Genomic DNA, 25,942 nt, shown 5'->3' with positions numbered 1-25,942 from the left:
TGTATCTCCTCCAGGTAATTACTTTAATTTGCGGTTCATTTCGTTTTGTAGTGTTTGATCGCTTTCCTTCAATGCGTCTGCTGCTTGCTTTGCTTTCGCCGCGCGAGCTTTAGCGGTCGCTAATTGCGCATTTGTTTGCGCGTTTTCGCCTAACTTTCTGGCACGTTTGTAGTCATCATCCATCGCTGCCTTTTCTGCATTCTCCAGGTTGTCCTGGGCGGTTTTCAATTCCACTGGAGCAAATTCCGGCGCCCCGGCGCTTACCGCGTCGGCAACCGCAGTTTTCGCGACCGCAAGCTGAGCCGCCATATCTCTTTTTTCCGTCGTTGCGCAACCTGCTGTGAACACAGCGGCAAGAACCATTACGCTCATCATTTGATACCATCTATATTTCGAAAAGTCTTTCATCGCTCACCTCCTAAAGATCAATAGAATCCAATTAACAGAACTACTGATGAGTTTATGGAGAAAAATTTGAATAATCCGTCTGCTAGCGCACGTAAGGGCTGGTAGACGTCGCATATGAGCCAGACGATTAAACGGATCGGCAAGCCTGGTTAGCGAAAACAACCGATTTCTTCTCCACAATTGCTGTGGATAAGTTTGTGGATAACCTCTGGACACGCGGGGTAAGTCAGCTTTCTGTAACGCTATTTACTTAGTTGACCGTTTTTTAAACTAAAAAAATGTAATAGTATTATCAGATAGTTAGGTGGAAAGCCAACGTTCATGCCGCTTTCCACGGACTTATTGTGGGCATTTGTGTAGCCTGCGTTACAGATGTGGATTACTGCCAAATGTCAATAGTCTTCGTTGTAGTACTTTTGGGTTCAGGTAGATATTGGAGCAGCTGGAATCAAGCTTGTAGGTATTCTGGTCCGTTGTGACCCGGGGTTCTGGACGAACGTGACGGTTATTCTGGTTGTTTGTGACCAGCTATTCCGGGCGAACGTGACCTTGACCTGGATAATCCTTCGGCACGTCCGGGCCAAAATGTGGGAATTTGGTGACTACTCCTCCTACTGGATCACGCGTGAATGGCCGCCCATCTTGAATGCGTGAATGGCCTCTTCTCTGCTTCCTACGGTAATATCAGCCGGACAAAAGAAATATCTGGAAAGCGCCCGCTGCGCATAGTGCTGTGATACATCTTCGAGTTCCTCCCACTTTGATACCCGCGCTCGTACCCATGTCCTATCGTCACGGGCTACCGCGTATAACCTTTTTGCGGGACCCCGTAATTTAAATATCAACACTTCCGCTCTCACGTTCTCTCCAGCACCACCGGTCGCACACTGCATACCCTCGTAGCTTATGTTTGTCGCGCCTTGGGGGGATTTGATTACCAATGTGTAGCGCACGATATTGTCTTTTCCCACCACGATGGAAGGAGCGTCAATATAGTGAAAGTTATCGCTTGCAGGGCCAGCGTCAAAAGGCAACAGATTCTCAACTTTAGGGTAGGCGGGCAGCTGTACCTGCAGCTCAGCCCAGGTTTTGCCGCCATCAAAATCACTATCGAATCCCTCCAATGCCTTCTGGGGAGCGCACGCCGCGAGCAGCAGGAAGCATAGCAACAACAAAATTCTTTTCATGATAACGTCTTAAGGGCACCGCGAAACATTGTTCAAACTTCTGTTGCAGATTTTGAGAATGAGGAGGATTGGTCGATGCCTTTGCTTCAGGAATTGGAATACATAGGCTCAACTTCAGGATACTCGCTCGCGGACTGACAATTGCGGATTATGTGAATGTGCCTGATGAAAGCATGAGCTTTTCGTTCGGATACCTGGATGGCCTTCAAATGCAGAGTTTAAAAAAGGTATTGCACGAGCTATCGCAGTATTGGTCAGGAGATCAGATCAAGGAAGAGATTTAGAACGAGGAGAAGGACGCTTCTGCTTTATTGGCCTTATCTCGTTGGATTAACCACCAGAGAGCCGCTTGTTGACTACAGTTACCAGATTTGTCCGAATCGGCAAGCCAAACAAATAAGGCTTGCAGTGATTCAAGCACTTTTCATTTTAAAGCCGGGTTAGTACCGCCGGCTAATTTCGATACACCAAACTTCAGAAAATCGGCGATATCTTTCCCTCTTCGCCGCCACTCGATCTGTTCAGCGCAAGAGCGAGTCAGATAGCGGGTGTCGGTTTCTTTTTAGGTTTCTTTGCTTCTTTGTTTTTCCTTTGCTGACCTTTTGCCATGATGCTCTCCTTGCATTGATGATGTTCACATAGTGATAAACGCAACCATTCGATAGCTAACGGTTCCTACCTGGGTTGTTATTACTTTGCCGCCGTTGACCGCAGTTTTCAAGTCTGGCTTGAACCATTTTATACTTATCTAGCGTTGCTGCCGGACGAATATTGACCAGCGCCAGCACTTGGCACATAGAATCAGCTTGCTGGGACCAAAGGCGCTGAATTTATCTCGCTTGGCTGAATTGCTCGCGCAAGTCCTTTATGTCATTGGGCTCGCCGCGAACCCGAAAGAAGGTGCCCTCATTGTCCGAGTACTCCTCCAGCACCTGACAGCTTGCGTATATTCCTCCGCGCAGTTGCTGTGCCGACCAGGGAAGAAAAAGCTCGGCCTCAACCAGATCCTGCTGGAAAAACGCGACAATCGTCTGGCGGAGCTTCGCGACGTCGTCGGGGCGGCGTGCGCTCATTACCACGCAATCCGGGTACTGTGTCCGCAAGGCCGCTTCGCGTTCAGCTTGCGCCGCTGCATCGCCGACATGGTCGATCTTGTTGAAGACGCGGATGCGCGGCACGACATTCGCACCGATCTCCTCAAGCACGCTATCGGTGACCTGAAGCTGGCGCTCAAACCCGGGGTCGCTCGCATCGATGACGTGGAGCAGCAGGGATGCATCAAGCGCTTCGTCCAGCGTTGATTTGAACGAGGCGACAAGCCCGTGTGGTAAATTCTTTATGAAACCGACGGTATCACTGACGAGCACGCGCGGCATGCTCTCCGGGTAGAGAGCACGCACCGTGGTATCAAGCGTAGCGAAGAGCTTATTCGCGACCAGCACCTCGCTTCCAGTGAGAGCCCGCATCAAGGTGGACTTGCCGGCATTTGTATAGCCGACGAGCGCCACGCCAGCGAACCCTTGACGTTTTTGCCGGCGGACACGCTGCGTCTTGCGCTCGACATCCATCGCGGCGATTTCCTGTTGAAGTTCGGCGATGCGGTCACGGATCTTGCGTCGATCCAACTCAGTGTGCGATTCACCACCGCCCCGGCCGCCGACGCCGCTGCGCTGCCGTCCTTGCGGCCCGGCAAGTTTCGCCGCCTCGCGCAAGCGCGGCGCCATGTACCCGAGGCGGGCAATCTCCACCTGGGCCTGCGCAGCGCGAGAGCGGGCGTTGCGATGGAAAATTTCGAGGATGACCATAGTGCGGTCCATTACCTCGCAGCCGACCTCCTTTTCAAGGTTGCGCGCCTGCGATGGAGAGATCTCATGGTCGACCAGGATGACATCGATAGCCCGGCTATCAGGGCTTGCGGCTATTTCCTCGAACTCGGCGGGTTCGTTGTTCACGAAGCTGCGTATCTCCTGCCGCTTGCCGGCACCAAGATATCCTGTGACGTCGAAACTTGAGCGCTTCTGTACGAACGTGCGTACGACCTCATACCCCAGTGTTCTTGCAAGTTCACGCAACTCGCTAAGCGACGCCTCGAACTCGCTATCGCTCACGCTCGGCAGCTGCACGGCCGCCACCACAGCGTACCTGGATTTCACTTCAACTTCTCTTTGCATTAGGGGATTGCATATCTCGAGTGGGCGAATTCGGATAGTACCTGCAAATGTGATAACCGGTGCTGATTATGCTATTTACAATTATGCTTGTTGCTGGCGGTTGAAAATTAATGTGATGGACGCCCGCTACTGTAAATGCTGTTATTGCCGACTATATATTGATAATCTATGCGGGCTGATTATCTATGCAGGCTAGCTCTGACCAGACGATTTCATCCTAATAGTTTATTTTCTATTGGTTCGCTCATCGTCAGTTGTCGACCGGCAACGATTCAAAATTTAATCAATTCTTATCCGGCGCCAACACTCTATTCGCTTGGGAAGCAGCCACGATCCGTCTGGTCAAATGCTTTCCACGATTTTCCTCTGACGACTCAAGCATAAGAGGGACAGATCACGTTCGCCACGCCTCGCCTAGAACACCCTCAGTTGATCTTTTTTTCCTTCACTGCCCTTGCGGGCCGGCCCGCCTTGCCGCGTGTGGCACGTTGGTTGAGTGTGGATTCAATTTTTTTCTGAAAACGCTCAGCCCCGAGCACAATGTTACCATTGGTGGAATCCCGAATCTGGCTAAGCACGTCTGCGTCCAGATCCGTCTTGAAGAGGTCGCGGTAGGCTATGCGACGCTGGGCATCACTTTGCGCCAGGCAGAGATATTGATAGTGAGGTCGAATGAGACGATTCGGTCTGCCCTCGGCGTTCGCCGCATAGCTCGACCAGCGATAGTCGCAAGGATGCCGTACCATACCGGCGCGCACCGGGTTGAGTTCGATGTAGAGGTAGCAGGCAAGCAAATAATCCTCGGTCTGAGTAAGGCAGGAGCGAAAGCGTCCTTCCCAGAGGGTACCGTTGCGCCGGTAGGTGCGGTTGACGTACTGCACGTAACGCTGGCCCAGGTGTTTCATGAGCAGACTCGCCCTGTCCGCCTTTTCAACCATCCCGCCCGGCGTGATTTGATGCTAGGGCCACCGTAACTTCGGGAGTACGGAGCGGCAATTTAAGCCCTAAGGTCGAAATCCAGGCAAGGATTTTTTCCTTGTCGGCAGCAACCGATTTCCCATCAAGCATCCACCTGGCTATATTGTCTGCCGGTTTGTTGTCCTTTGAAACCAGGAATCTCCCCAGAAACGCGCGTTTCTATCGGGCCCATGGCTCAGGAGAGCAAAATGGCAGTCAGAGGCGCACCTTGATCGCTTCGGTGCGGCTCTCGAACGACGGCGCGACTACGACAGAAAGCAAGCGCGGGACCGGCAATGCTCGCCCCCGAAATCAATATTTTTATTTCAGTTCTTTAACTGCGTCTAGCGCGGACTGGGCAGCCAGTCCCACTTAATCCGCCAAAACCTATGTGAAGAGGCACTAGTGGCTGAGGCGCGAATTAAACCTGGTCGGCGCCATCGTCGGCTAGCTGAACTGATACGCGCGTGCGAGAGCGCAGCTCTTGAAGTGGAGGCGTGCGATGATGCGGATCAGCGCGTTAGCACGAGGTGGGTCGCCAGCTCCGTTGGGACCACCTCTGTCACCCGATATCCAAGACCTGGTAGATCAATGCCTGTGAACAGGGATTCACCACGGCCCAGGAAGGTCGGCGACATTGCCAGATGCATCTCGTCGATTGCGCCTGCGAGTAGGTACTGGCGGACTGTCGAAACGCCGCCGCCGATCTTCACGTCCAGGTCGCCCGCGGCCGCTTTGGCCTGAGCGAGCGCCGACTCGATCCCGTCGGTGACGAAATAGAAAGTCGTCCCGCCCTCCATCACGATGGGCGCTCGGGCGTGATGGGTGAGGATAAAGGTGGGCGCGTGATACGGGGGATTGTTGCCCCACCAGCCTTTCCAGTCGGGTCCGCCCCAATCGTCGCCTGCCGGTCCGAACATGTTGCGGCCGAGGATGAATGCGCCGAAGCCTTCCGCCGTGGCGCGGGCGAAGCGATCATCAATCCCGTCGTCCTTTCCCAACATCGATCGGAACGTCCGGGTCAGGTAGAACCAGTTATGCAACTTCCGGCCTCCCTTGCCCAACGGATGTTCCAAACTTTGGTCTGGGCCGGCGCCGAAGCCGTCGGTGGACACTGCAAAACCTCTTACGCGCACCTTGCCCATGGGAATCCTCCGTGTGGTAATGAACGGATCTGATCAAGAGTATTAGCCAGTGACAGCTTAAGCGGCTGACGGGCAAGTTATGTCGAGAAGAAATTTTGCCAGTCTATCGAATGAAGCTTCGATCCCCTTAAAACCGACCCCAATATGCCACAATAGGCGGAAGTACGACAAGTCAGAAAATCGCTGTAATTCAAAGAGTATATGCGTGATCAAAAAGGGGCGAGTGGGATAGTTGTGCAACATTCAGCATCCATCTGCGCATAGACACCACCATGACAGCAATCCACTGGAATTCTTATATGAACTAATTCGCCCAGCGAATTGCTCTGGCCTCATTGCGTATATATACAAGTGTCAATGTGCACAGATAGACAGTGTAAATATGTCAATGCGGCAATATTGACAATGCTCAACGGGCCATGGGTTTCACGGTTCGCTCTTTTTTCTTGTTGATCTTGTTGAAAATGCGCGGCCTTGATGATGAACTCCTTGGTTGTTATCGGTAGTTACGGTAGTGGTAATATTGACACTTGATTGACACTACTCAGCAGCTCGTTTTGTAAACATACAGTGGCAATATTGCCAGATAAGCGATGTGGGCGCCTTTCAGAAGCTCTGCAACGTTGGATAGGACTTGTTGTGTTGGCGCCCTGATGAGGATAGAACGATTTTTAGCTGTTTGCCAACTTACGGTTAATCATTGATCGAGCCAACAGAAAATAAAGTATGGCAATTTGTTAGTATGTAATCGCTTAGTCAATATCCGTCGGCAAAGCAGTCCGTTTTCGAGGTCACTAATAAGCTAGCGTCGTAATGATCCCGTGCCATTTTATATCAAGAATTTCTTGCAAAGTTACCCTGACGTTACCCTGAAAAATAACAAAGGACTAGCGTTTAAGCTAATCCTTTGATTATTGGTGGGTCGTGAGCGGCTCGAACGCTCGACCTACGGATTAAGAGTCCGCTGCTCTACCAGCTGAGCTAACGACCCGGAATTTCTAAGTAACCTGGGGCGGAACAACGAAATACAACTTATCGTTGTGTACCGACCTCGGCGATGCAATGCTACCACATCCATCGATAAATTCGAATGGGGAACACGACGAACATCGGTGTAATGTTACGCGACAAGAAGCTTTTTATTCGATCAGGCGGACAGCTCGATTTTCAAAAATCGCCTATATAAATTGTTCAGGAGGATTGGCTGCCCGCCATGCACTCATCCAATAGAGCAAGCATGCGTTGCCAGTGGGAACCCTTCCAGAAGATGCGCTGGCAAGTATCGCAAGTACTGAAGTAATCGAAATGCTCGCGTATAAAGGGTGGAATACGCATCAGCACTTCTTTTTTTTCAATGGAATGCAATGCCGTATTGCATTCCAGGCATAGCGTAAACGGCCGCACACTTCGCGCGAGATCCAGCCGGCCGAATATTTCACACAACTGCTGGGCCGGTTTTAATGCGTGCACGTAACACCCATGGGTGATTGTGCGGCGCTTGAGCAGTTCCCGGTCACGCGTAAGCAGGATGCGTCCGTCGCGCGCGACGATAGCCTCTATTTTGCTATCCTGGAAGTTGTTATCGTAAAGCGTATCGAAGCCTGCCATGCGCAGTAACCGGGCGAGCCCGCCCATGTGGGCATCGGCGATGAAGTGCGTCGTGCGTAAGGGCTGCGCGCGCACTCGCAACATGGGGGTGATGTCGAGCATCTCGAACCTGGGAAAAACCGCGACCCGGTCGCCATCTTTCAATAACCGCTCGAAGCCTACCGATTCTCCATTGACCAGCACCAATTCGACCTCGGTATGGGGCACGCCCAGCGCTTCTATCATGTGCTTGGTCGTCGCCGCTCGGGCGCAAGGGCAAGCAAATTCGCGATTGCGCCGTTCAGGCGCGAGAAAATCGTTCAGTTCCTCGTAGAACCGGAATGTTGCGGTGACCATCTGGAAAGTATTGCACTTTTCGGCAAAAAGCGCATGTCGACGTCCATGACGGGGGGAATCGCAAGCTTGCTCAGAGGGTTTCCCACAAACCTTATTGGTGAGCGACTTTGCTGATGTTAATGCTGCCGACCCGGATACTTGCCGGTGAGCACCCACGCTTCGGTAACAGGTCGCAATAAGGTGCTTACGTATTCGATACGCACACCCATCTTGTCGGGCGCAGTAATAATCGCGCGAGCACGCTGGCCGGACTCCGAGCGAAGAATTGCTTCAATGTCGATACCTTGCTGCTTTAATTCTTCTATTTTGCCTTCTATATCTGATTCCCAGATGCCGAAGTAGAGAATTTGCCCTGCATTCTTCTCCGAAAATATTCCATTACCGGTGGCTTGAAGCAATTCCAGATAGGGCGGGCGGCTTCGGGAGTACATCGCGGTCAGTTTTATGGTTTCCGCCTGTTGTGTTTCTGGATTTTCGATATACACGACACTCTCTGCGGGTTCGGTAAATTTTACGTCCAGCACCTTCGAGTAGTACTCGGCGGCTTCATGATAATCACGAGCGACTATGCCAATATGGTAGTAGATATGCTCCAGCATATTTTTTGCCTCATTTTTCCCAGGAATAGTCGTTATTCATTTGTCCGGCAGGATAAAAAATATTAGATTTCGATGCCGCATTCCCTTGCTCCACTATGTTTTGTAGGTCATTCCGGGCAGCGCGTCAAGGAAGCTTAAAATTCGCTTATCGATAATTTGGAATAGCTTGATGCAGCAACTCAGCAATGATCGCTCTGGCTTATAAGCGACTCGCCTGTTTATGTTTGTATTGTGCCGCTTGGCTGGATAGGGGGTACCTTTGAGCCTCGGTATATTGTAAAGTGCGATCCAGATTGCTAACCCACCCCAGCTCATGACTTCTGCCGAACCCACCACCATATTCACACGCTCATGGTCGCTCTATGACTTGCTCACGGAACACAACTATATGTTTCACAATGAAATATATAGCGGGATCAGGGATCTACTGGAGCTGCGAAACGATAAGGAACATTATCGTCTGCTGGATCTGGGCTGTGGCAATGCACGCTACCTGACGCCCTGCCTGAAGCGATCGCCCCCCGCGTTGTATGAAGGGGTGGACTTGTCCGAAGCGGCGCTGGCAGAGGCGCGCGAGTACCTTGCGGAATTGACCGGCCAGGTCATTTTGACCCATGGAGACCTTCTGGAAGCAGTAGAGTCGACGGGGAAAACCTGGGATATCCTCTTCACGGGATTTGCGATTCATCACCTGATGCCCGATGAGAAAGCACGTTTTTTCCGCGCTGCGGGGCGCTGCCTTTCGGAAAACGGCTGGCTGATCCTGGTGGATGTCGTGCGGGAGGAAAATCAGGACCGGGAAAGCTATCTGGACGGCTATCTGAAATTCATGCGCGAGAAATGGACGCACGTGCCACAGGATCAGCTGGAGGAAGCCTGTACCCATGTCCATGACTACGATTACCCTGAATGCCTTTCAACCTTGCAGGAGATGGCTGGAGCAGCGGGTTTGAACTGCACCCGGCTGATCAGCCGCCACGCGCAGCATTACACAATCCTGTTCTCACGGTCTGCTCCGACCAAAGGCTGAGGCTTTTCCCCCACCGCCATGCTCCAGAAACTGACCCTTCTATTCCCGGTCTGGATGATTCTCTCGGGGGCAATCGCCCTGTGCTGGCCGGCGTGGTTGGTGGCTATGAATCAGGGCTCCGTAATGGTCCTGGTCCTTGCCTTCATCATGCTGTGCATGGGGCTGACACTGACCCTTGAGGATTTCCGCAGAATCGCCCGCATGCCGAGGGCGGTGGCGATCGGTTTTGTGGGCCAGTATACGATCATGCCTTTGTTGGCCTGGGGCGTGGCTAATGTGCTGAACCTGCCGCCGCACTTTGCCGTAGGCCTGATCCTGGTGGGCTGCTGCCCCGGCGGTACGGCTTCAAACCTGGTGAGCTATATCGCAGATGCGGATGTAGCGCTTTCAGTGGTAATGACAGTCTGCTCCACTTTGGCTGCTATCGTCCTCACACCGTTGCTGACCAGATTCCTTGCGGGAACCATGGTCCCCGTGGATACCTGGCTATTGTTCACGCAGACCCTGCAAGTCGTGATTATCCCCGTCGTGCTGGGCATCCTGCTCAACCGCTACGTTCCGCGCCTGGTCATGCGCGTGATGCCGATGGCGCCGCTGCTGTCGGTGATAGGGGTGTGCTTCATCTGTGCCGTGGTGTTTGCCGCCAATGCAGAAGCCATACTGAGCCATGGCCTCGAACTGATTCTCGCCGTTGCGCTGCTACATGGAGGAGGTTTCCTGCTTGGCTACAATTTCGCCTGGATGCTGGGCTGCGAGCGCCAGACCGCCCGCACAATTTCCATTGAGGTCGGCATGCAAAACTCCGGGCTTGCCATTGTGCTGGCCAAGCAGGCCTTCCCGTTGCTGCCGCTGGCGCCTGTTGTCGGTGCTATTTCAGCGGTAATGCATTCTTTGCTGGGTAGTCTGCTGGCAGTGTTGTGGCGCACGCGCTCATTAGAACTCAAAACCGAGCTAATCCAGGCTGCTTCTGTACCGGATCGAAGCAATATTTAGTCCGTCACTACTTCGGCATTCTTGAATGAGCCAGGCGGCCGCCTTTGCAGGACGTCGAATGGCCCAGGGCTGTTTCTAATTCTTCTATCAGAATGGCGGACACTACATCAAACCGGCGCAGGAAAACTTACATCAGGAACGCAATCGCTTTTTATAATAACGGCGGGGTTACCACTGACAATTGAGCGCGGTGGCACGCTTTCGGTAACAAATGCGCCCCCGGCAATTCGACTGCCGCGACCAATTGTCACGCCGCCTACAACGATAGCGTGCGGGCCAATCCAAACTTCGTCCTCTAATACCGGATATTCAACCAGTCGTTCTCCATCTGGCGCAATACGGTGGCGCGCGCCAAGGGTGATACCGTGAAACAACGTAACGTTCTTTCCGATGCGCGCATTTGGACTAATGACTAAACCCCAACCGTGCGTGATCGCCAAACCAGGTTGTATATCCGTTCTCCACGAAAGATCCAGTCCCGCCAACTGCGTGCTTAATTGATGAAGCATCCTGAAAAACAGCAGAAAAACTCGAAGTGATCCGCGAGAAGAATAAGCCATCTGGCATAGCCGCATTGTAACAACCACCCGAAAAGCCCGTCTGCTTACAACACCGTTGAGAATACAACGCCAGCTAAACTCTCCGTACTGCCGAAATGTATCCGCCTTCAATGCTGCCCATGCATCATTCATTTGAATCCCTGATTATGCTTAACCAATATCCACTCGAGCAGCGCTACTTTCTATCCATAGTGATCGAACTGGCCGAAAGAATATATGTATATTCCGCACCACGGCGCTGAGGTCAATAAAGAGACGGGGCAAAAAAATAGCTGAAGTTAAGAAAAGGCTCTGCGTTCCTGAAGTTAGTCAGGCTTTACTTTCATCGGGAATTCCATACTAAACTGATCCTGGATGCGGTTGGTCCCGCTTCTCAAACAAGGCCTCTGAATGTCAAATTCATCCGCATCACATTTCCAGATTAATATACAGGCGCCATGTTTGAGCGTCAATTGACAGGATCCGGCGAATTCTTACGCGTGGTTACATATTGCTGCTGCTGGTTTCGGAACTTTCCGTTGCCGCCACTAGCACCTGTTGTAGGCGCGACTTCAGCGGTAATGCATCCTTTGCTGGGTAGACCTGCCGGCACTGTTGCGGCGTGCGCGCTCACTTAAACTCAAGCCCGAGCTAATCCAGACTACTTCTATACCGGATCGCAGCAATATTTAGTCCGTGACTACTTTAGTATTCTTAAATGAGCCGGGCGCTTTGTAAGAATGTAATACCGTCACACCAAAGAAGGAACGTGGCCAGTGCAGAGCACCTTGCCCATCCGCTTTACTTGTTGCTCATACGTCCACCCGCTGCGCACATGCTGGAAGGCATGGCAGCACGGGTTACTGCCGGATCGGAGTGGGAAGTTTACGCCATTGCGGCTGACCAGAAATAACGTGCCCAAGAGTGGCGATCTGTTCCGGTGATGACAACGCACTCAAGTTGGGAGCATGTCCCGAGCTTTATTTTCCTGCAAAAGATTGGCATTTATCAATAAATGCTTGCCGCTCAGCTTCACTGTCGAAAGTTGTAAGTACCGACTGCATTCCTACGCCAGAACAATTCGTTGAATTTACTTCGGGAACTCCGCCACCACAACTAATCAACGTGGCACTAAGGGCAATAATAAATACAATATATTTGAAACTCATTACATTCCATCCTCTTTAAAAATCATTAATATGGCGCGGATTCAAATAAGTGCAACAACTAGCAGTTGCTTGATGCAGCTCACGGCACCCCGAAGGATACCTTAAAGGATTCTAAATTCCAGCACTTTGCGTAGTCGCTGGTTGAATCGCTTTACATCGTTTTCGCCAACCATCTATACCCAGAACCTATCCCGAGTAGTATTGTTTTGGTCCGTCACCCCGCGTCAGAGTTAAAAGTTCCGACATTATCTGTCAGATGCTAACACACTTAAGATGAGCTTCAGTAACGCAAGATCTGGATACTTATTTGTTTTCTTTCCACGCCCGGTAAGTTTCTTACGCCAAGCAGCTTAGGCGCTGGAAGCAACGGATTATGCGCCTTTCCACCTTGCCGCCCCGTGATTCATGTTGATATTTTCCTTTGTACCCGGATAATCAATCAGCGGAGATCCTAACCAACGGAGAAACACATGCGCCAATTAGAATATTCACTGAAATCGAAGGACGGAACCAAACCTAGTATTGGCCCAGTTATCCTTCAGGCAGTATCTGATGATGAAGAAATACGTACCACAGCAATGCAGTTGCTTCAAAAAGATCATCCCGAGGCTTCGGCTGGTGATTACGAACTCCATGTTACATGGACCGATCTGGATGCTCTGCCCTCGCCCTGATACCTCTTGGAGGGTAGCGTTTTCTAAATTTGCTTAGCATTCAAGCTGATTTATATCTACCTCGTCAATAGACGGAAAGCCGCCCCTCCATTTAAATCGATTGCAGGGCTTCTGGTAGAGTCTTACGGGAATCTATGGGGTCACCCATTAGCCGGTTCTGAATCAAGGGCGAAACCAAATTTCCCCTGCTGTTTTTCTGACTGCTATTTTTTTTCTTTTTGCAGACCTGTTTGTTGTTTCCAGTCGAACCCGTTTCCTTAGTCTTAGTATTGGCTACGATCGAGTCGTGCCTGTCACCCATGTGGATCAAGCAGTGCTGAAACGCCGGGCTAAGTTGGCTGCTTCAATGAAAGCCAATGAAAGCCCACACCAGGTAGGCATTGCCGTTTTTGGTGTTGCCTGCGCCTTTTTTCTTGCCGCTGAAATAATGAGGATGTTTTCGACCGCCAGTACATGCTGTGTGCGCGGGCCGCTTCTGCGCCCCTTTTTTGACGGGATGAAGATCACCTTCAACAGCCACTGGAAGGCAACATTTGATTTGGTTGCGGGTAGCCTCCGGCGCAGAGCCAAAGCCGATCTCATTGAAATGTCGTTTTTTAAGGCTTGCTGGCCAGGTCAACAGCGTCCATCTGAATAAATTTTCACTACCTTGCCTTACATATTAAGGTTTATCCTACTTTTTGCGCTGCGTTACAAGCTGGATCAAATCAACACCAGTCGCTCCAACTTGGTGACCGTCGCGCGTTGCTCCGCGGAACCGTAAAGATCCCAATTTACTTCGGTCTTGCCCTGATCATTGCGCTGAACATTAATAATCGCGAAATTGTTGGTCTTGCAAGGCTCCATGAGCAACTGGAACGCAACATTAGGTTGGCTATTGTCCTTATCTCTCTGCAATAGACCATGATCGTTGACAACCAATGCCAATGTGGAAGCTTTTGCCCATGGCAGGTCGTAGGTTATCGCGCTCGATGTCAACTGATAAACGGTTGCATCTGGATACTTCTTATGAGTCATGCGGAACGCCGCGCCGATATGCACATCGCCGCTCAGAAAATAAAGTGATTTTCCGTTATTCTTCGCTGCGGCGAAGGCGGCATCCAGCAGGACATCGCGCTCCACCCAGTTACTCTCGTGCTCCCACTCATCGCGCATATCGTCAGCCACTCTGAGAACATCGAGATAATTAACGACGAAGCTCTTTGCGTGCACGACAGGTACTGGCGAAACCACAAAAATCGACTCTGCGTTCTTGACGGCATCGGACTCAAGCCACTCCTTGAAGCGCTGCATCTGGGCCTTGCCCAGAATTTTATCGTCGGTTGTACGGGTATAGTCGCGCTGTCCACGCATGTCGAGAACATAAAACGCCGCCGTGCCCCAAGTGAAAGGATAGTCGAATTGATCCGTTGATGTGTCAGGATTGTGCGAATGGCCATATTCGTAATAAGTAAGCTTGGCGGCCTCATACATCTGGTTGAGGAGCAGGAGTTTCTCGCTATCGTCACCCCAGTCCCACCAGGAGTCGAGGAGATTCCGCCTTTCCTTGGCATTGTAAGAGCCCCAGCCATCCAGAATCTCATGATCATCCCACATCATATAAACCGGAAAGCGCGAGAATACATTGCGTAGTTGTCGATGACCCCAATAACCCCGGTAAATATCCCGGTACCACGAGCGCATCACCTCGACACGATCTTCCGGCTTTACTTCTCGCATGAATTCTTTGCGGATTTTTTTCAGCCACTCCCATATGCTGACATTGGAATTCCCATCAACGTAGACTTGATCTCCGACGCCCAGGATAAATTCGCCGCTGCGTTGATCAAGTTCGTCGCCCAACCGATCCCACATGTGAATATTCACGAGGTCGAACGAATTTTTCCTGTATGGCATATGGCAGCTGAAGAGGCCAAAAGTCATGGAATCCTGCGAGCCGTTCTGTGTTTTGAAACGGTTGACTTTATTATCCGGGGCGATTTCCCACGGGGTTTTTCTTGTCTTCAGGTTCAGGGCAAAGGCCGCGTAATAATAGCGCTGACCAGGTTGCAGACCATCGACTTCCCAGACTTTCGTGATGTCGTGATCAAACGCCAAGTCCGCCTGATCTGTGAGCAAGGCATTCGCAATCTCGCGCGTATCGCCATTATTCGCATTCTCAAGGAAAAAAATCTCTTTTCCGTTTTCAATCTTCGTTTGTGGGTTCCAATCGGTGGCAACCTCTCCATAATTCAATATGGGTTCGGGGCATAGCAGCATACGATAGTTGTTCGGCTGGTAGGCGCGCATCCATAATTTGGTACTGGTGGCCGTTGTATGCCCGACTATCACCGTATTGGTGAGCATCGGGTTAATCCAGGGGCGATCGGAGCCTCGATCGTAGAAATCAAAAGTTTTCATTATGAGTCATCATAAAATTATTCAGTCGGGCCTACTATAACCGTTCCAAATCACAATCAATTTCTCAAACTGCACATGTAATAGTAGACTAAATTAATCGGATAATCAGGGCAATTCGCAAGCGACTTTCTTTAGGAAAAAGCTACAACTATCAGCTATGTTTATAACGTGGATGTTCCAGGTCGACACATCGGATAGGAAAACGGTCTGCTCATGTACTTAATCATAATAACGAGATAATTTGGAGACGGTAATGGGAACAGGAGGATGGCTAATAGATAGCTTCAATACGATTACAAGCTTCGCAGATGCAGTGAGTAAGCACTTTGAAAGCGAACTTGAGAAAAGGAACCTGTCCAAGAGCGTTATAGAGAAACAGTCGCTTGAAGAATTGGAAAAAAGCCTCGCTGAAATCGATAATGCGCTAAGAGATAAAAAATCCTTTGGAACTGTTCGACTTAATCGAACTTCAGATGGAAGATTTGTAGAGGATGAAGCGAAAGGTATCGTGGCAGATGCAGGGACTGCACTTCTCGCAAGAAAAGCACTTATAATTCAACGAATCAAGAAATTACAAGCAGAAAAGATAGGGACGCTCAAGATAGTAGAAAAATACGTAGTGGATTCGTCTGAGAAGACAAAGCTCCTTGGAGAAATAGATGAAAGCGAGAAGAAGATCCAAATATTAAGCCAAACGGCGCACGATATAGATAGTGCTCAAAAGCAGGCTGCGGTAAAAACAGGGGAGCAGATTAAAGCAGAATGGCAAATTCAAGTTTTTAAAGAAAGGGCGGCAATCTGGAAAGAATTGCTTCAACGAGAGTCAATTGCTTCTGTTGTTGGAGCATTACTTCTTGTTTTAATCGGATTGGCGCTTTTAATAGCAATGTTCGCCGGGGTGCCGACTACAAATATCATCGAAAACTCGTTTCTTGTACTGCTCGGCTATTTCTTCGGACAGACAATCAGCCGAAAAACCGAAACGCGTCGCGATGATTCTCACACTCTATAACGAACATACGCTTGGCTGCGTGGGCACCTGGCCTCCCACAATCAATCGGACTCACGCAGCAACTCCAGCTCTCCCGCCCTCTCCTCGATTTCTGCTTTTATCTGGCGCGCAAGTCTATAGGCATCGCCGAATCTATGGGCTTGGAGTTTTCCAAACGTGGCTCTCAACACCATCTTTCTTCCGGATGTCTGAAATGACGCAACACATCTCGTTGAAAGCAATGGAAGCGTCATGTAGAACATCTCCACATCAGCCAAACCGTTCGGCATCACTTCAAGGTACATGCCCCCACCGTCCGCTATCTTGTAGGGCTTGGCCTTGCGCACCGCCACATCATTTCATGACAAAAACCTGACTGGGGGCGTCGATTCTGAATTGGGATTATTTATTATTAAATTATTCCCCTTTAGGCGCGGGCTTCTAGGACTTCATGGAACTGGTGGAACATCTTATTGGTGGAGACGAGGACAATCGAACTTCAGACCTTCGCATTGAAATGCGATGAAGATTGTTTTAACAAGATTTAGGTAGTTTTAAATATACGAGTAATCAACAATCTATGTATTAATAAAGCCACCTAATTCTCCTCCTGTTTGAAATTTCTTTCCTACATTCTTCCTACACGCTATAATTTCACCCGACCTTATTTTGGTTTGTGTAGGAAATTTCAGGAATGCCCAATCTGACAAAGAGTTATATCGAGCAAGTAGCCTATCCGACCGCATCTGGTCAAAAATTCGAATGGGATGATTCGATGAAGAGCTTCGGCGTCAGAGTGACGGCGGCCAGCAAAACTTTCATCGTCGATCGCAAATTTAACGGTCGCACTGTGCGGCTAAGTATTGGTCGATTTCCCGAATGGACGGTTCCCCAAGCGCGTGAACGCGCGCGCGAGTTGATCGTCATGATGGATAAAGGGATCGATCCTCGGCTTGAGGCAAAGAAAAAGGCTGAGGAAGGCGTCACACTTGAGGCTCTTTTCAATCAGTTCATGTCAGAGCGCCAACTCAAGGAACGGACCCAATCTGATTATTATCGCTACCTGAATCACTACCTTTCAAGCTGGAAAAACAAACCTATCACTCGCATTACTGCTGACATGATCTCGAATCGCTATACGGAAATAGCCGAAAGCAGTAGCGGTTCATCACAAGCATCTTCGGTAATGCGGTTTTTGCGCTCAGTACTAAATTACGCTCAAGCCCATTACGGCACGGAAATTCTGCCAGCTAATCCAGTCGCAACGCTTACAGCTAAACGTATATGGATAAGAGAAGCGCCTCGCACAGATCACTTGCGTATGCATGAGATCAAGCCCTTCATTGAAACACTGCGCTTACTGCCCAATAAAGTAATGGGGGGTTATCTGGAGTTCATGTTGCTAACCGGGGCAAGGCGCAGCGAAGCTGCTTCTTTAAAATGGAAGGACGTTCATCCAAGAGCCAAAACGCTGACGTTCAAAGATACTAAAAATCACACTGACAGAACCATTCCGATAACTCCAAGACTTGAAGAACTATTGGAATTAATGAAGAACTGGCGCATGGGCGATTATGTATTTAGTTCGATGGGTAAAGATGGCAAAGCAGGACGAATTTGTGAGCCACGCAAGGCGATGTTAAGGGCCAATAGGGCGGCCGGAAGTGACGTTACTGTGCATGGCTTAAGACGGACTTTTGCCACCGTGTTAGAAAGTTTGGATTGTCCAGCCTATCCGCTTAAAGCATTGCTCGGGCATAGTATGAAGGGTGATGTAACTGCATCACATTACACACAGATCGGGGTGGAACGATTAAGGCCGTGGTTGGAAAAGTACGAGTGTTTCATGCTCAAACTTATTGGTGGCAACCAAGAAGGTTAGGAAATTGATGTTGTCGAAAACTAGCTGCTAATTTCGCTTTCCTTAAGATGTAATAGTTCAGACTTAGTCTGAAGGACTGTATCAGCTGCGATTAATGTAAAGTGCCACAGGCAGATTTGCTGTAAAAGCGGCGTGTATTACGAAACCATGTCGGGCGTGAGAATGATGTCTCTAATCATGTCTCTGTACTTCGGCTGACCTCCAATTCCACCCTTCATTGCAATCTTGTACTGTGCGAGCAAGTTATTGAGCAAGGGAGTCGACTGATTTCCTTTGCCGAGCTGATCCCATTTCAAAAAACTATTTAGGTCACTTCCTTTTTCCAGATAGCTGGGTTCTTTGAAAACACTGTATTCATGACCAAGGGTCAAATAGTCGTCCGCTATTGAAATAGCGTAACCGAGAAGCCCATCCAATAGAGCTTCATTCTCGGGTTGAGCGAGTTTTAAGAAGGTTTTAGTAATGTTCTTGTTAGTTGCGGTTAAGCCAGCGGCGATGAAACAATCTTTAAGGAGCTCAATCGTCAGCATATAGAAGAGGTGCCGGGTCTGACTCCGTTGTTTCTTCTCTGCGCCACGGCCAAACTTGTAACGCCTACCGGACTTATGGAGCTGAAAAGCAGCGTACAAGTCGTCCAGTCCAAAGTCGTCCTGATTCACTATCTTGTGAAACAGACTACCGCCAGGAGCAAAGGGTGGGTTCTTCCCGTAAGAGATACCGGGTTCTCCCAACCAAGCGGCACCGTATACTTTTAGCAAGTCAAACGCGTTTATACACTCGGTGAAAGCTTTGGTGTTAGGGTGCTGCTTCTGATAGGCCTTTTGTGAATCCCAGCCTCCGCGCTGAATTTCCAAAAAAACATTATGTTTTGTGGCCATGTTCTTGTGCCAATTTTGAAAATCGCTTTCAAGAGCCAAAAAGTCTTTCTCGTTTACCGCGTTCTGACTGTTTGTATATCTGGTAGTCTCGGTTAGGAGCGCCTCACCATTTACGCCCACTGTTACTATTTTGATAACGACTATTCCCTTTTCGAGGGTGCGTTTCCAAGCTTCAAGTTCCTGATTAAGTCCAGTACCTCCCGCCTCAAGCTTTCTGTAAAGAACTTCCCAAATCGTCCTCGTAGTCTGGCAACCATTTACTACGAATGGTTCAGTTAGTTCGTACTCGATGCTGTTGGGTACCTTCTGGAATGCTTCGACAACTATCGTGATTCCGTTGTTATACAAGCCGAATCGTTCGGGTTTGGTTAAAAGGGTATTTTCGATTCCTCGGTTTACTTTTCGCCGACTACCAAGAAATTTTCTTACATTCTTTTCGTAGATCAGGTCCAAATCGCCAGTGGCTGATTTGTATTTCTTCAAGAAATCGAAAAGTTGAATAAGTCCAACCGATCCAACAAGCATTTCTTCACCAGATAGTACCAAGTGAGCAGTGATGGGGATACATGTTTTCTTAATATGACTAATTTCTTCAAGGGTTCGGTTGTAAATCGTTTCGAGGCTAATAGCTAGGGTCTCGAACATCGTGCCAAGGCGGTTTTTGCCCATCACTCGTACGTCTTCCATTGCACGTTTTTCATCGTCTATTAGCGGTCTTTGCGTGGCATATACGAGAACAATCTTGTCCTTTTCAGATGCTTGAGTCCGGAAAGTTTGAAGTCTTTGCACAACACCTTTTGAGAGCGATGAAAGGTTGCTCCTCTTTCCGTCTAAAGTTTCAATAAGTTTGTGCGCTTCTTCGAACACGGTTCTTTTACCGACAAAGGCAGACCCATATTTACTTTGCACTAAATACCACGTGTCACCCGCGTTCGAGTTTTCTTCGTTGTCGTCCCCTCGCTGCAAGTAAGCGATGTCAATACCACCGTCTCCGCTTCCGTCACAGTAAGCAATGTCGTCGGGAGAATCAACCTCCTCGGAAAAGTCGAGCCACTGGCTCACTAGTTTTCTTGAGAACCGATTGCCCAGCTCAATCGTGTTAGGGTCACCTTCCCTGACTTCCACTAGCCATTCGTTCTCGAAGGCCTCAAATGACGAAATCTCGCTCACGTTCACCTCTAGAAAAATGTATGTTACATCATTTACCGTCTCTCGCGACGGCAGAGCTGTACCGTTTCCAGAATTACAGGTTCTAACGCTATCTATCAGATGCCGGCAGGCGATAATGAACGATTCCGTAAACTGTGGACGCGCCTTCAGGCAGTGGTCGGCCATTGATTGTGTTCATTTCCGACCCGCATAGGTGCTGGGTTTACAGATACATGCCTGGATGTAATTCTCCAAATCTTGCAAGCGGTAACGCACCGCACGTGAACCTATCTTGATGTATTGCACACGCGCTCCGGCCCACCGGTCACGTTCAAGGAACGCTTCACTGACACCGAGATATACAGCAGCTTCTTTAGTTGAGAGTAAGTTCTCTTGCATGGTTTCTGTCTCCACAGGTTGTTAGGAGGAGACAGAATGCAAGAGTTGCTAAAAAAGCGATATGTCCTGTAACCGTTATCGTTACGGGAAAATTAGGCAAGAAATGAGCGAAAATATCTGAAAATACATGTGTGCATGTGATAAAGAACCAACAGGTGTCTAAATTTTGTGACACTCAGACTCATCTTTGACGCGATAGCATCTGACGGGTGGCGTCAGAACTTCTCATTGTGAAAACGACACAGCCCTGCCAATCCCGTTGGTCTTTCCCGACCCGCAGCTGACCAGTGCCTGTACGTCCATCGTTGACTGTATTGTTTACTATCGCGAAGAGGAGGAAGACTATGAACCAACTAGCCCTGACCTTTTTAATTCGCTTTCCCGGTTGCTTGGCCATAGCACTCAGGAAAAATATCTCTATCTGTAACAGTAGCGCTAGCAAACCTGTCACAGTAACGGTACCCGTAACAGCTCCAATGCCCGTCCTGTTCTTGTTACCGTTACAGGAACTCTAGCGTCTGGTTATGAGTACTGGTGGCGCCGGGCACTACGCAAAGTCTGTTGTAGAAAATTCAAATATGGCGCCATCCGCTTGAGACTGTCCAAAAAGGCAAACGGAACCGCCTTGTTACGTTGATGGGAAGGCAAGGGGAACGAGATAGTTGGTACAGAGTAGGAAAGGGTTGTGTTTCTACTCGAACTCATCAGTGGACCATTCTGCGAGCTAAATAAGATGAAAAAACCCGACAGAACTTAAGGAACTAGCGAACGAAAGCGCGGCAACAATTGCCGTACGTGAGTTTGCCCCTGGACTCTTGGAGCTCCTTCGATAACAATAACTCATCAACTTCATCAAGTCCTACGGCCTACCAATAACCCTTCCTCGAGAAAGCGCATCTTCAGGCGACCACCAAATCTTATTTAGATGACTTGCCGCCATATTATAGATATCTTGGATAAGGTCTGAACAAATCACATGAGGTTCAGCGCCAGAATTTCTTGACTTTAGACGGTGCGAATTCGATTTTTTTGTGAGGATAAATACTTCATTAATATCAGTGAGTTCAGGATAAGCTTCGTCCATTTTCATATATTCAGCCGCCACTATGTATAAGCAATACGGCATCGCAGCCTTAATTCGCCTCGCAGTACCCGCACAGGAATCCAGCATATTTCGCTCGATATAAGTTTTGCTTTCAATCGCAATCACGGGAATCACCACTTCGGAGAGTGTTGTAACCACGGCTGTCGGGTCTGTGCATCTGGCTCGTGAAATAACTTCTACGGCACACCCAAGAACAAAGTCTTGGTCTTTCGTGTGTATATAAGGAGTGGGATTCTCAAATAGTGAAGAGAATGAACGTGGGGCAAAGGTCAGCCCAACATATGAATTTGCTTTTCCGAGTTTTAGTGCATCCGCATGTTTTTCCCTTATCTGGCCGGTTAAAGGAAAAAGCAAGATTTGGAAAAATTCTTCTAAAATGCTGGAACGTAAATTCTCTTGACCTGAATTATCTCTTTTTTCCAAAACCGGTATTGCAAAGCTTCTATAGCGATTTAAGATATCGGTTAATTGCTCGATCGCCTTTTTAACTGACTCCGTATCGTTGGTAATCACGGGAATATTCAATGCCGCCGCGACGAATTCTTCGTAAGCATTGAGAACCAGGTAGAGTTGAGGGTCTTTGGTTTCGCAATATTTATTTTTCAATACCGGACCATGAGCTAACGTACCGAAATAACCAAAATACCCTGGTAGATCAGCTTTATCTAATGATGTCACGTTAATCGGCCCGTTAGCATGCGCTTGGTGAGTTTGGGCTGCTGAATCGCGGTCTCTTCCAAGTGAGCTTTAATCTCTCCGAGAAAAGAATAAAGTAAGGGTTCAGATAAGAGCTTTCTAGAATGAGCCGCTTTTCTTACCTCGCTTCGTTTCTGATTACGAATAATCAAAATCTCGTCAATAAAGGTGGAAGCATAATTTTGTGCTCGTATCTCAAAATCAGAGTACTCTCCCAAGGCGAAATATTTAACTCTGGGAAATGTTCTCTTGAGCGTTTCAACAGAGGATTCTATCCCTGAAAGCATGTTTTTATCTATGTTTGTTTTTATTTCGGCACATACGCAGGGAATAGCGAAGTCGAGATCGCATCCATTAAACGTGACCACGCTGGGCGTTACAATAGCCACATCCATTCTCTTCCTCTTTACAACCATCCTTCCCCCACCTGCAACATCAAAATTGCACTCAATTATCATGTCCTTTTGTGCGTTTACTATCAAAGCTCCAAATGGGTTCTCTAATTCGGCGATGACACGTCTAAACAATACACAGATCAATTCTGGCAGGAGGCTTGATAAGAAATCAGATTGATGACTAAAAACATTTACAGCTGGATCTCTGACCAGATCATAGTACATTTCTATATTTGCCAGCAGTGTTCCTAAGGAGATCTTCCCTACCTCATAGTCTTTCAAAACAAGATGAATATCGATATATGCCTCAATTGCAGTCTTCAATGGGATTGTTTGTCGTTCAGTTAACTTTCCTTTAGTTTTAGTCAGAATATTACTGCCATGGGGATGCCCTGACGGTTCAAGCACTAATAAAACTAATTTTTGTATAGCAACGTGCAGGGTCATAATTTTTTAATAATTTCCATTCCTACTGCGTGCGCCATCAGTGGTGGAACTGCGTTTCCAATTTGATTATATTGTGACAACCCAATTTCATCATGTCGCCCTTCTCGCTTAAGCAAGCTTTTACTCATCAGTGTTCTAGGACCTAGGAATGTAAAACGATCCGGAAATGATTGGAGTCTTGCTCCTTCACGCGCTGTTAAGTTTCGATGTAAAAATGGGTGTACAAAATTCGACTGAAAGGATGCAGTAATTGCTGTAGAAATTTTTTTGGGGTCCAGTCTTTGGTTGTTCATTTTAAAGCGACTTCGGATATCCAGATCTGATCCATTTCTTACCCGCTGCCCAAATTCAGCAGGCACATCAACGAGCGATCCCCCTATCGGTATTTTTAGGAAACGAGCAATTAACCGTTGAGTATGCTTCATAGCCACATGATTTGTTAGACCATTAGAAGAGCTTCTAAGCCATTGTTGATATGGATTTTTCGCTTCTGAAATATATTCCATAAAATTTTCTTGACCCGTGCCGTAATCAGCTGGAGGCAAGTCGCTCAACGCGTCCCATACCGTGCACCATGGTTGAGTGATATTTCCGAATCGTCTCGGGATCTCCTCAGGAAGATCGTTCTTATGCCGAGCACCAAAAATAAAAACTCGTTCTCTCCATTGGGGTACGCCATAATCCGCCGCTTGCAAAACAAAGTGTTTTGTTTCATAACCGGCTTCCTGAACTTTACCGATAAACTCCTTAAATGCTTTTTTTTCGGGCGAAAGTCTCCCCGAAAGTAAACCTTTTACATTTTCAACTATAAAAAATCGGGGACTCAGAATTTTGACAAATCTGAGAACTTCCAAAATGAGGTAGTTTCTCTCATCAATAATTCCATACTGAGATGGCCCAGCAACCGAGAATCCTTGGCAGGGAGGCCCTGCTACGATTAACTCAACACCTCCATACTGATTTTGTATTCTGGGTTTAGTAAGGTTTCGGATATCGCCTTCAAAAAGGGGGGTATGCGGAAAATTATGTTTGAATGTCTCACACGCAAATCTATCTGCTTCCACTGCCCCGACAGGCAAAAGTCCGGCCAACTCTAAACCTAAAGAAAACCCTCCCGCACCTGAAAACAGGTCCAAGTATCTAAAGCTCATGAGTAAATTATTTTTTTTAAATAATTACCTAAACGATAAGCTAAAAGGGGTGGAACAGAGTTTCCTACTTGATTAAATTGATCAAGGTGAAGATCTGCAACTTCACCCTTCCGGGCCAAGAGCTTTTTACTCAGGGTAGTTCGCTTTCCTTTAAAAATATAGTTGTCAGGAAAACTTTGAAGTCTTGCCGCTTCCCTAACAGTCAGATTTCTCGGTTGATATGGATGTATAAAACTTGAGTAAAACGACGCGGTTATTGTTGGCGATAGCTTATATGGATCCAGTCTTCTATGATTCTGATCATATATTTTTTTACTAATCATAAGTGAGTTACCCCTTGTTCTCGGAGATAGAGACTGAGGTAGTATTCGAGTTGTTTCGTTAAGCGGCCCGATAAGATGCTTAAAACGCTCGATCATCCGACCAGTATGTTTCATGGGTACATGATTGGTTATGTGACGTGAACCGTTACGTAGCAAAGCTTGGTAGGAGTTGACGGGTGGTAGAATATATTCTGAAACTGCATCCTCTTCTAATTCCCACGGAATTACAGGTGGGAGATCGGAAATTGCATCCCACAAATTAACAACATTTTCTTTCTCAGAAAATAAATTGGGGGCTTGTTGAGTTGATAAGAGTTCATGGACAGCAGCGCTAAACTTCAGTTTCTTTAAAGCTGCTATAAGAAAAGTTCTTGCACGAGATTGTGGAATCCCAAAGGACGCGGCATTAAGAGTAAGAATTACGGATTGATATCCTAGGTTAGCTAAACGTGATTGAATATCATCGCAAAGAAGTCGGCCATCTTCCAACCGAAATTGTCTTATCTCTTTCACATTTTCAATTAAAATAACTTTTGGTTGTATTAACGGTACCGCTCGTAAAAATTGCAGATACAGTAGATTCCTAGGATCGTCGGGTTTTCGCCTATTGCTTGCGGAGATAGAAAATCCTTGGCAAGGTGGACCACCGACTAAAATATCCGCACCTTTGTAAGCCTGCAATCGCTCATCCGATACCCCACGTATATCTTCAACAATCAACTTGGTCGAAGAATGGTTTGCTCTGTAGGTGTCAGCGGCCCAAAGGTCTTGCTCAAGTGCTAAAGCAACATTAAATCCTGCTTGGTGTAAACCATAAGAAAGGCCACCCGCGCCTGCGAATAAATCGACTACCGCTATAGACATAGGAGGTATTGCGAGGAAATAATCTGGTTAATATTTCAGTCACCGGAGGCCCTTGAAGTCGAGCCTCCCAACCATTGCCTGTGGCTTTGGCTAGCTTCAAGGCAGAGTCAATAGACGTCATGGCATGGAGAATAGAGACCCGAGTCTACAGCACTCCTACATAATTACTACATTTATTTTTTCACAGTAAATTTTCTGATTTTAAGAACTAGAAATGTGATTTAAATCAATGGTGGAGACGAGGAGGATCGAACTCCCGACCTTCGCATTGCGAACGCGACGCTCTCCCAGCTGAGCTACGTCCCCATGTATCAAGCGCTATTTTATAACAAAAAACGACAGCAGAATATTTACGTTACGCAGGAAGCGGCAAATGAGCACCCAATATCAGCGAGTACTCCGGTAGGGCGGATGGTTTACAAAAGCACCTGACGAAACCCATGTTC

24 protein-coding genes and 2 tRNA genes are annotated in these 25,942 nt (G+C 48.3%); 6 read left to right on the top strand and 20 right to left on the bottom strand.

Annotated elements, in window-relative coordinates; all coding sequences use genetic code 11:
• Positions 1–18: 18 nt before the first annotated feature.
• From BLS94_RS03890 to BLS94_RS03850, 8 genes are all read right to left on the bottom strand, one after another.
• Positions 19–408 carry a DUF4398 domain-containing protein gene (locus BLS94_RS03890; RefSeq protein WP_072768863.1) on the bottom strand — a complete coding sequence of 130 codons (390 nt, stop codon included), beginning with the start codon at positions 406–408 and terminating at the stop codon, positions 19–21.
• A 611-nt stretch (positions 409–1,019) separates the two neighbouring features.
• Complete coding sequence (locus tag BLS94_RS03885; protein ID WP_090957840.1) at positions 1,020–1,595, bottom strand: CNP1-like family protein; 576 nt, start codon at positions 1,593–1,595, stop codon at positions 1,020–1,022.
• A gap of 830 nt (positions 1,596–2,425) precedes the next feature.
• Positions 2,426–3,766 carry a GTPase HflX gene (hflX, locus tag BLS94_RS03875; protein ID WP_090957838.1) on the bottom strand — a complete coding sequence of 447 codons (1,341 nt, stop codon included), beginning with the start codon at positions 3,764–3,766 and terminating at the stop codon, positions 2,426–2,428.
• A gap of 425 nt (positions 3,767–4,191) precedes the next feature.
• Positions 4,192–4,704, bottom strand: a complete 513-nt coding sequence (locus BLS94_RS03870; RefSeq protein ID WP_090957837.1) for a transposase — start codon at positions 4,702–4,704, stop codon at positions 4,192–4,194.
• Positions 4,705–5,235: 531 nt separating this feature from the next.
• Positions 5,236–5,868: a dihydrofolate reductase family protein gene (locus BLS94_RS03865; RefSeq protein ID WP_090957836.1), complete on the bottom strand. Its 633-nt coding sequence runs from the start codon at positions 5,866–5,868 to the stop codon at positions 5,236–5,238.
• A gap of 915 nt (positions 5,869–6,783) precedes the next feature.
• Positions 6,784–6,859 (bottom strand) — tRNA-Lys (locus tag BLS94_RS03860).
• 200 nt (positions 6,860–7,059) lie between these two features.
• Positions 7,060–7,812, bottom strand: a complete 753-nt coding sequence (locus tag BLS94_RS03855) for a Mut7-C RNAse domain-containing protein (RefSeq protein ID WP_090957835.1) — start codon at positions 7,810–7,812, stop codon at positions 7,060–7,062.
• 116 nt (positions 7,813–7,928) lie between these two features.
• Entirely contained in the window at positions 7,929–8,411 is a 483-nt protein-coding gene (locus tag BLS94_RS03850; RefSeq protein ID WP_090957834.1) for a VOC family protein, read from the bottom strand.
• A gap of 313 nt (positions 8,412–8,724) precedes the next feature.
• Here BLS94_RS03850 and BLS94_RS03840 point away from each other — a divergent pair, with 313 nt between their 5' ends.
• Together BLS94_RS03840 and BLS94_RS03835 are read left to right on the top strand one after the other, a co-directional pair.
• On the top strand, positions 8,725–9,441 hold the full coding sequence (locus BLS94_RS03840; RefSeq protein WP_090957832.1) for a class I SAM-dependent methyltransferase: 717 nt from the start codon (positions 8,725–8,727) through the stop codon (positions 9,439–9,441).
• A gap of 18 nt (positions 9,442–9,459) precedes the next feature.
• On the top strand, positions 9,460–10,434 hold the full coding sequence (locus BLS94_RS03835; RefSeq protein WP_090957831.1) for a bile acid:sodium symporter family protein: 975 nt from the start codon (positions 9,460–9,462) through the stop codon (positions 10,432–10,434).
• A gap of 107 nt (positions 10,435–10,541) precedes the next feature.
• Here the strand turns inward: BLS94_RS03835 and BLS94_RS03830 are convergent, their stop codons facing one another.
• Positions 10,542–10,943 carry a serine O-acetyltransferase gene (locus BLS94_RS03830; protein WP_218124731.1) on the bottom strand — a complete coding sequence of 134 codons (402 nt, stop codon included), beginning with the start codon at positions 10,941–10,943 and terminating at the stop codon, positions 10,542–10,544.
• Between the two features lie 799 nt (positions 10,944–11,742).
• On the opposite strand from BLS94_RS03830, the gene BLS94_RS14790 reads away from it, so the two are divergent.
• Positions 11,743–11,886, top strand: coding sequence for a hypothetical protein (locus tag BLS94_RS14790; protein ID WP_176767783.1), 144 nt, complete (start codon positions 11,743–11,745; stop codon positions 11,884–11,886).
• 67 nt (positions 11,887–11,953) lie between these two features.
• On the opposite strand, the gene trbK is transcribed toward BLS94_RS14790, so the two are convergent.
• Positions 11,954–12,142 carry an entry exclusion lipoprotein TrbK gene (gene trbK / locus BLS94_RS03825; protein WP_090957829.1) on the bottom strand — a complete coding sequence of 63 codons (189 nt, stop codon included), beginning with the start codon at positions 12,140–12,142 and terminating at the stop codon, positions 11,954–11,956.
• A gap of 470 nt (positions 12,143–12,612) precedes the next feature.
• Between trbK and BLS94_RS03820 the strand changes: the two genes are divergently transcribed.
• Positions 12,613–12,816, top strand: a complete 204-nt coding sequence (locus BLS94_RS03820) for a hypothetical protein (protein ID WP_072768874.1) — start codon at positions 12,613–12,615, stop codon at positions 12,814–12,816.
• 343 nt (positions 12,817–13,159) lie between these two features.
• Here BLS94_RS03820 and BLS94_RS15010 read toward each other — a convergent pair whose 3' ends face one another.
• Positions 13,160–13,435 (bottom strand): hypothetical protein, encoded by a 276-nt coding sequence (locus tag BLS94_RS15010; protein ID WP_218124730.1) that lies wholly within the window; start codon positions 13,433–13,435, stop codon positions 13,160–13,162.
• A gap of 83 nt (positions 13,436–13,518) precedes the next feature.
• Complete coding sequence (locus BLS94_RS03810; protein WP_090957827.1) at positions 13,519–15,216, bottom strand: alkaline phosphatase D family protein; 1,698 nt, start codon at positions 15,214–15,216, stop codon at positions 13,519–13,521.
• Positions 15,217–15,469: 253 nt separating this feature from the next.
• Between BLS94_RS03810 and BLS94_RS03805 the strand changes: the two genes are divergently transcribed.
• On the top strand, positions 15,470–16,228 hold the full coding sequence (locus BLS94_RS03805) for a hypothetical protein (protein WP_072768877.1): 759 nt from the start codon (positions 15,470–15,472) through the stop codon (positions 16,226–16,228).
• A 41-nt stretch (positions 16,229–16,269) separates the two neighbouring features.
• Here the strand turns inward: BLS94_RS03805 and BLS94_RS15005 are convergent, their stop codons facing one another.
• Complete coding sequence (locus tag BLS94_RS15005; protein ID WP_090957826.1) at positions 16,270–16,560, bottom strand: Arm DNA-binding domain-containing protein; 291 nt, start codon at positions 16,558–16,560, stop codon at positions 16,270–16,272.
• A gap of 341 nt (positions 16,561–16,901) precedes the next feature.
• Between BLS94_RS15005 and BLS94_RS03795 the strand changes: the two genes are divergently transcribed.
• On the top strand, positions 16,902–18,089 hold the full coding sequence (locus BLS94_RS03795; RefSeq protein ID WP_090957825.1) for a tyrosine-type recombinase/integrase: 1,188 nt from the start codon (positions 16,902–16,904) through the stop codon (positions 18,087–18,089).
• A 137-nt stretch (positions 18,090–18,226) separates the two neighbouring features.
• On the opposite strand, the gene BLS94_RS03790 is transcribed toward BLS94_RS03795, so the two are convergent.
• The 7 genes from BLS94_RS03790 to BLS94_RS03755 form a co-directional block, all read right to left on the bottom strand.
• Positions 18,227–20,302, bottom strand: coding sequence for an AIPR family protein (locus tag BLS94_RS03790; RefSeq protein WP_090957824.1), 2,076 nt, complete (start codon positions 20,300–20,302; stop codon positions 18,227–18,229).
• A 9-nt stretch (positions 20,303–20,311) separates the two neighbouring features.
• On the bottom strand, positions 20,312–20,515 hold the full coding sequence (locus BLS94_RS03785) for a helix-turn-helix transcriptional regulator (RefSeq protein ID WP_090957823.1): 204 nt from the start codon (positions 20,513–20,515) through the stop codon (positions 20,312–20,314).
• An 859-nt stretch (positions 20,516–21,374) separates the two neighbouring features.
• Complete coding sequence (locus tag BLS94_RS03775) at positions 21,375–22,298, bottom strand: Bpu10I family restriction endonuclease (RefSeq protein ID WP_176767781.1); 924 nt, start codon at positions 22,296–22,298, stop codon at positions 21,375–21,377.
• Positions 22,295–23,158, bottom strand: coding sequence for a Bpu10I family restriction endonuclease (locus tag BLS94_RS03770; RefSeq protein WP_090957820.1), 864 nt, complete (start codon positions 23,156–23,158; stop codon positions 22,295–22,297). The genes BLS94_RS03775 and BLS94_RS03770 overlap by 4 nt, the downstream gene beginning before the upstream one ends.
• Positions 23,155–24,294, bottom strand: coding sequence for a DNA cytosine methyltransferase (locus BLS94_RS03765; protein WP_176767780.1), 1,140 nt, complete (start codon positions 24,292–24,294; stop codon positions 23,155–23,157). Before BLS94_RS03765 ends, BLS94_RS03770 begins: the two co-directional genes overlap by 4 nt.
• A gap of 11 nt (positions 24,295–24,305) precedes the next feature.
• Positions 24,306–25,496, bottom strand: coding sequence for a DNA cytosine methyltransferase (locus BLS94_RS03760; RefSeq protein ID WP_090957818.1), 1,191 nt, complete (start codon positions 25,494–25,496; stop codon positions 24,306–24,308).
• Positions 25,497–25,726: 230 nt separating this feature from the next.
• Positions 25,727–25,802: transfer RNA gene (locus tag BLS94_RS03755), tRNA-Ala, on the bottom strand.
• Between the last annotated feature and the right edge of the window lie 140 nt (positions 25,803–25,942).

This window comes from Nitrosospira sp. Nsp18 (assembly GCF_900103145.1).
GTDB lineage: Bacteria > Pseudomonadota > Gammaproteobacteria > Burkholderiales > Nitrosomonadaceae > Nitrosospira.
Note: the sequence above shows the minus strand (reverse complement) of the source record. Positions and strands in the feature narration are given on the sequence as shown.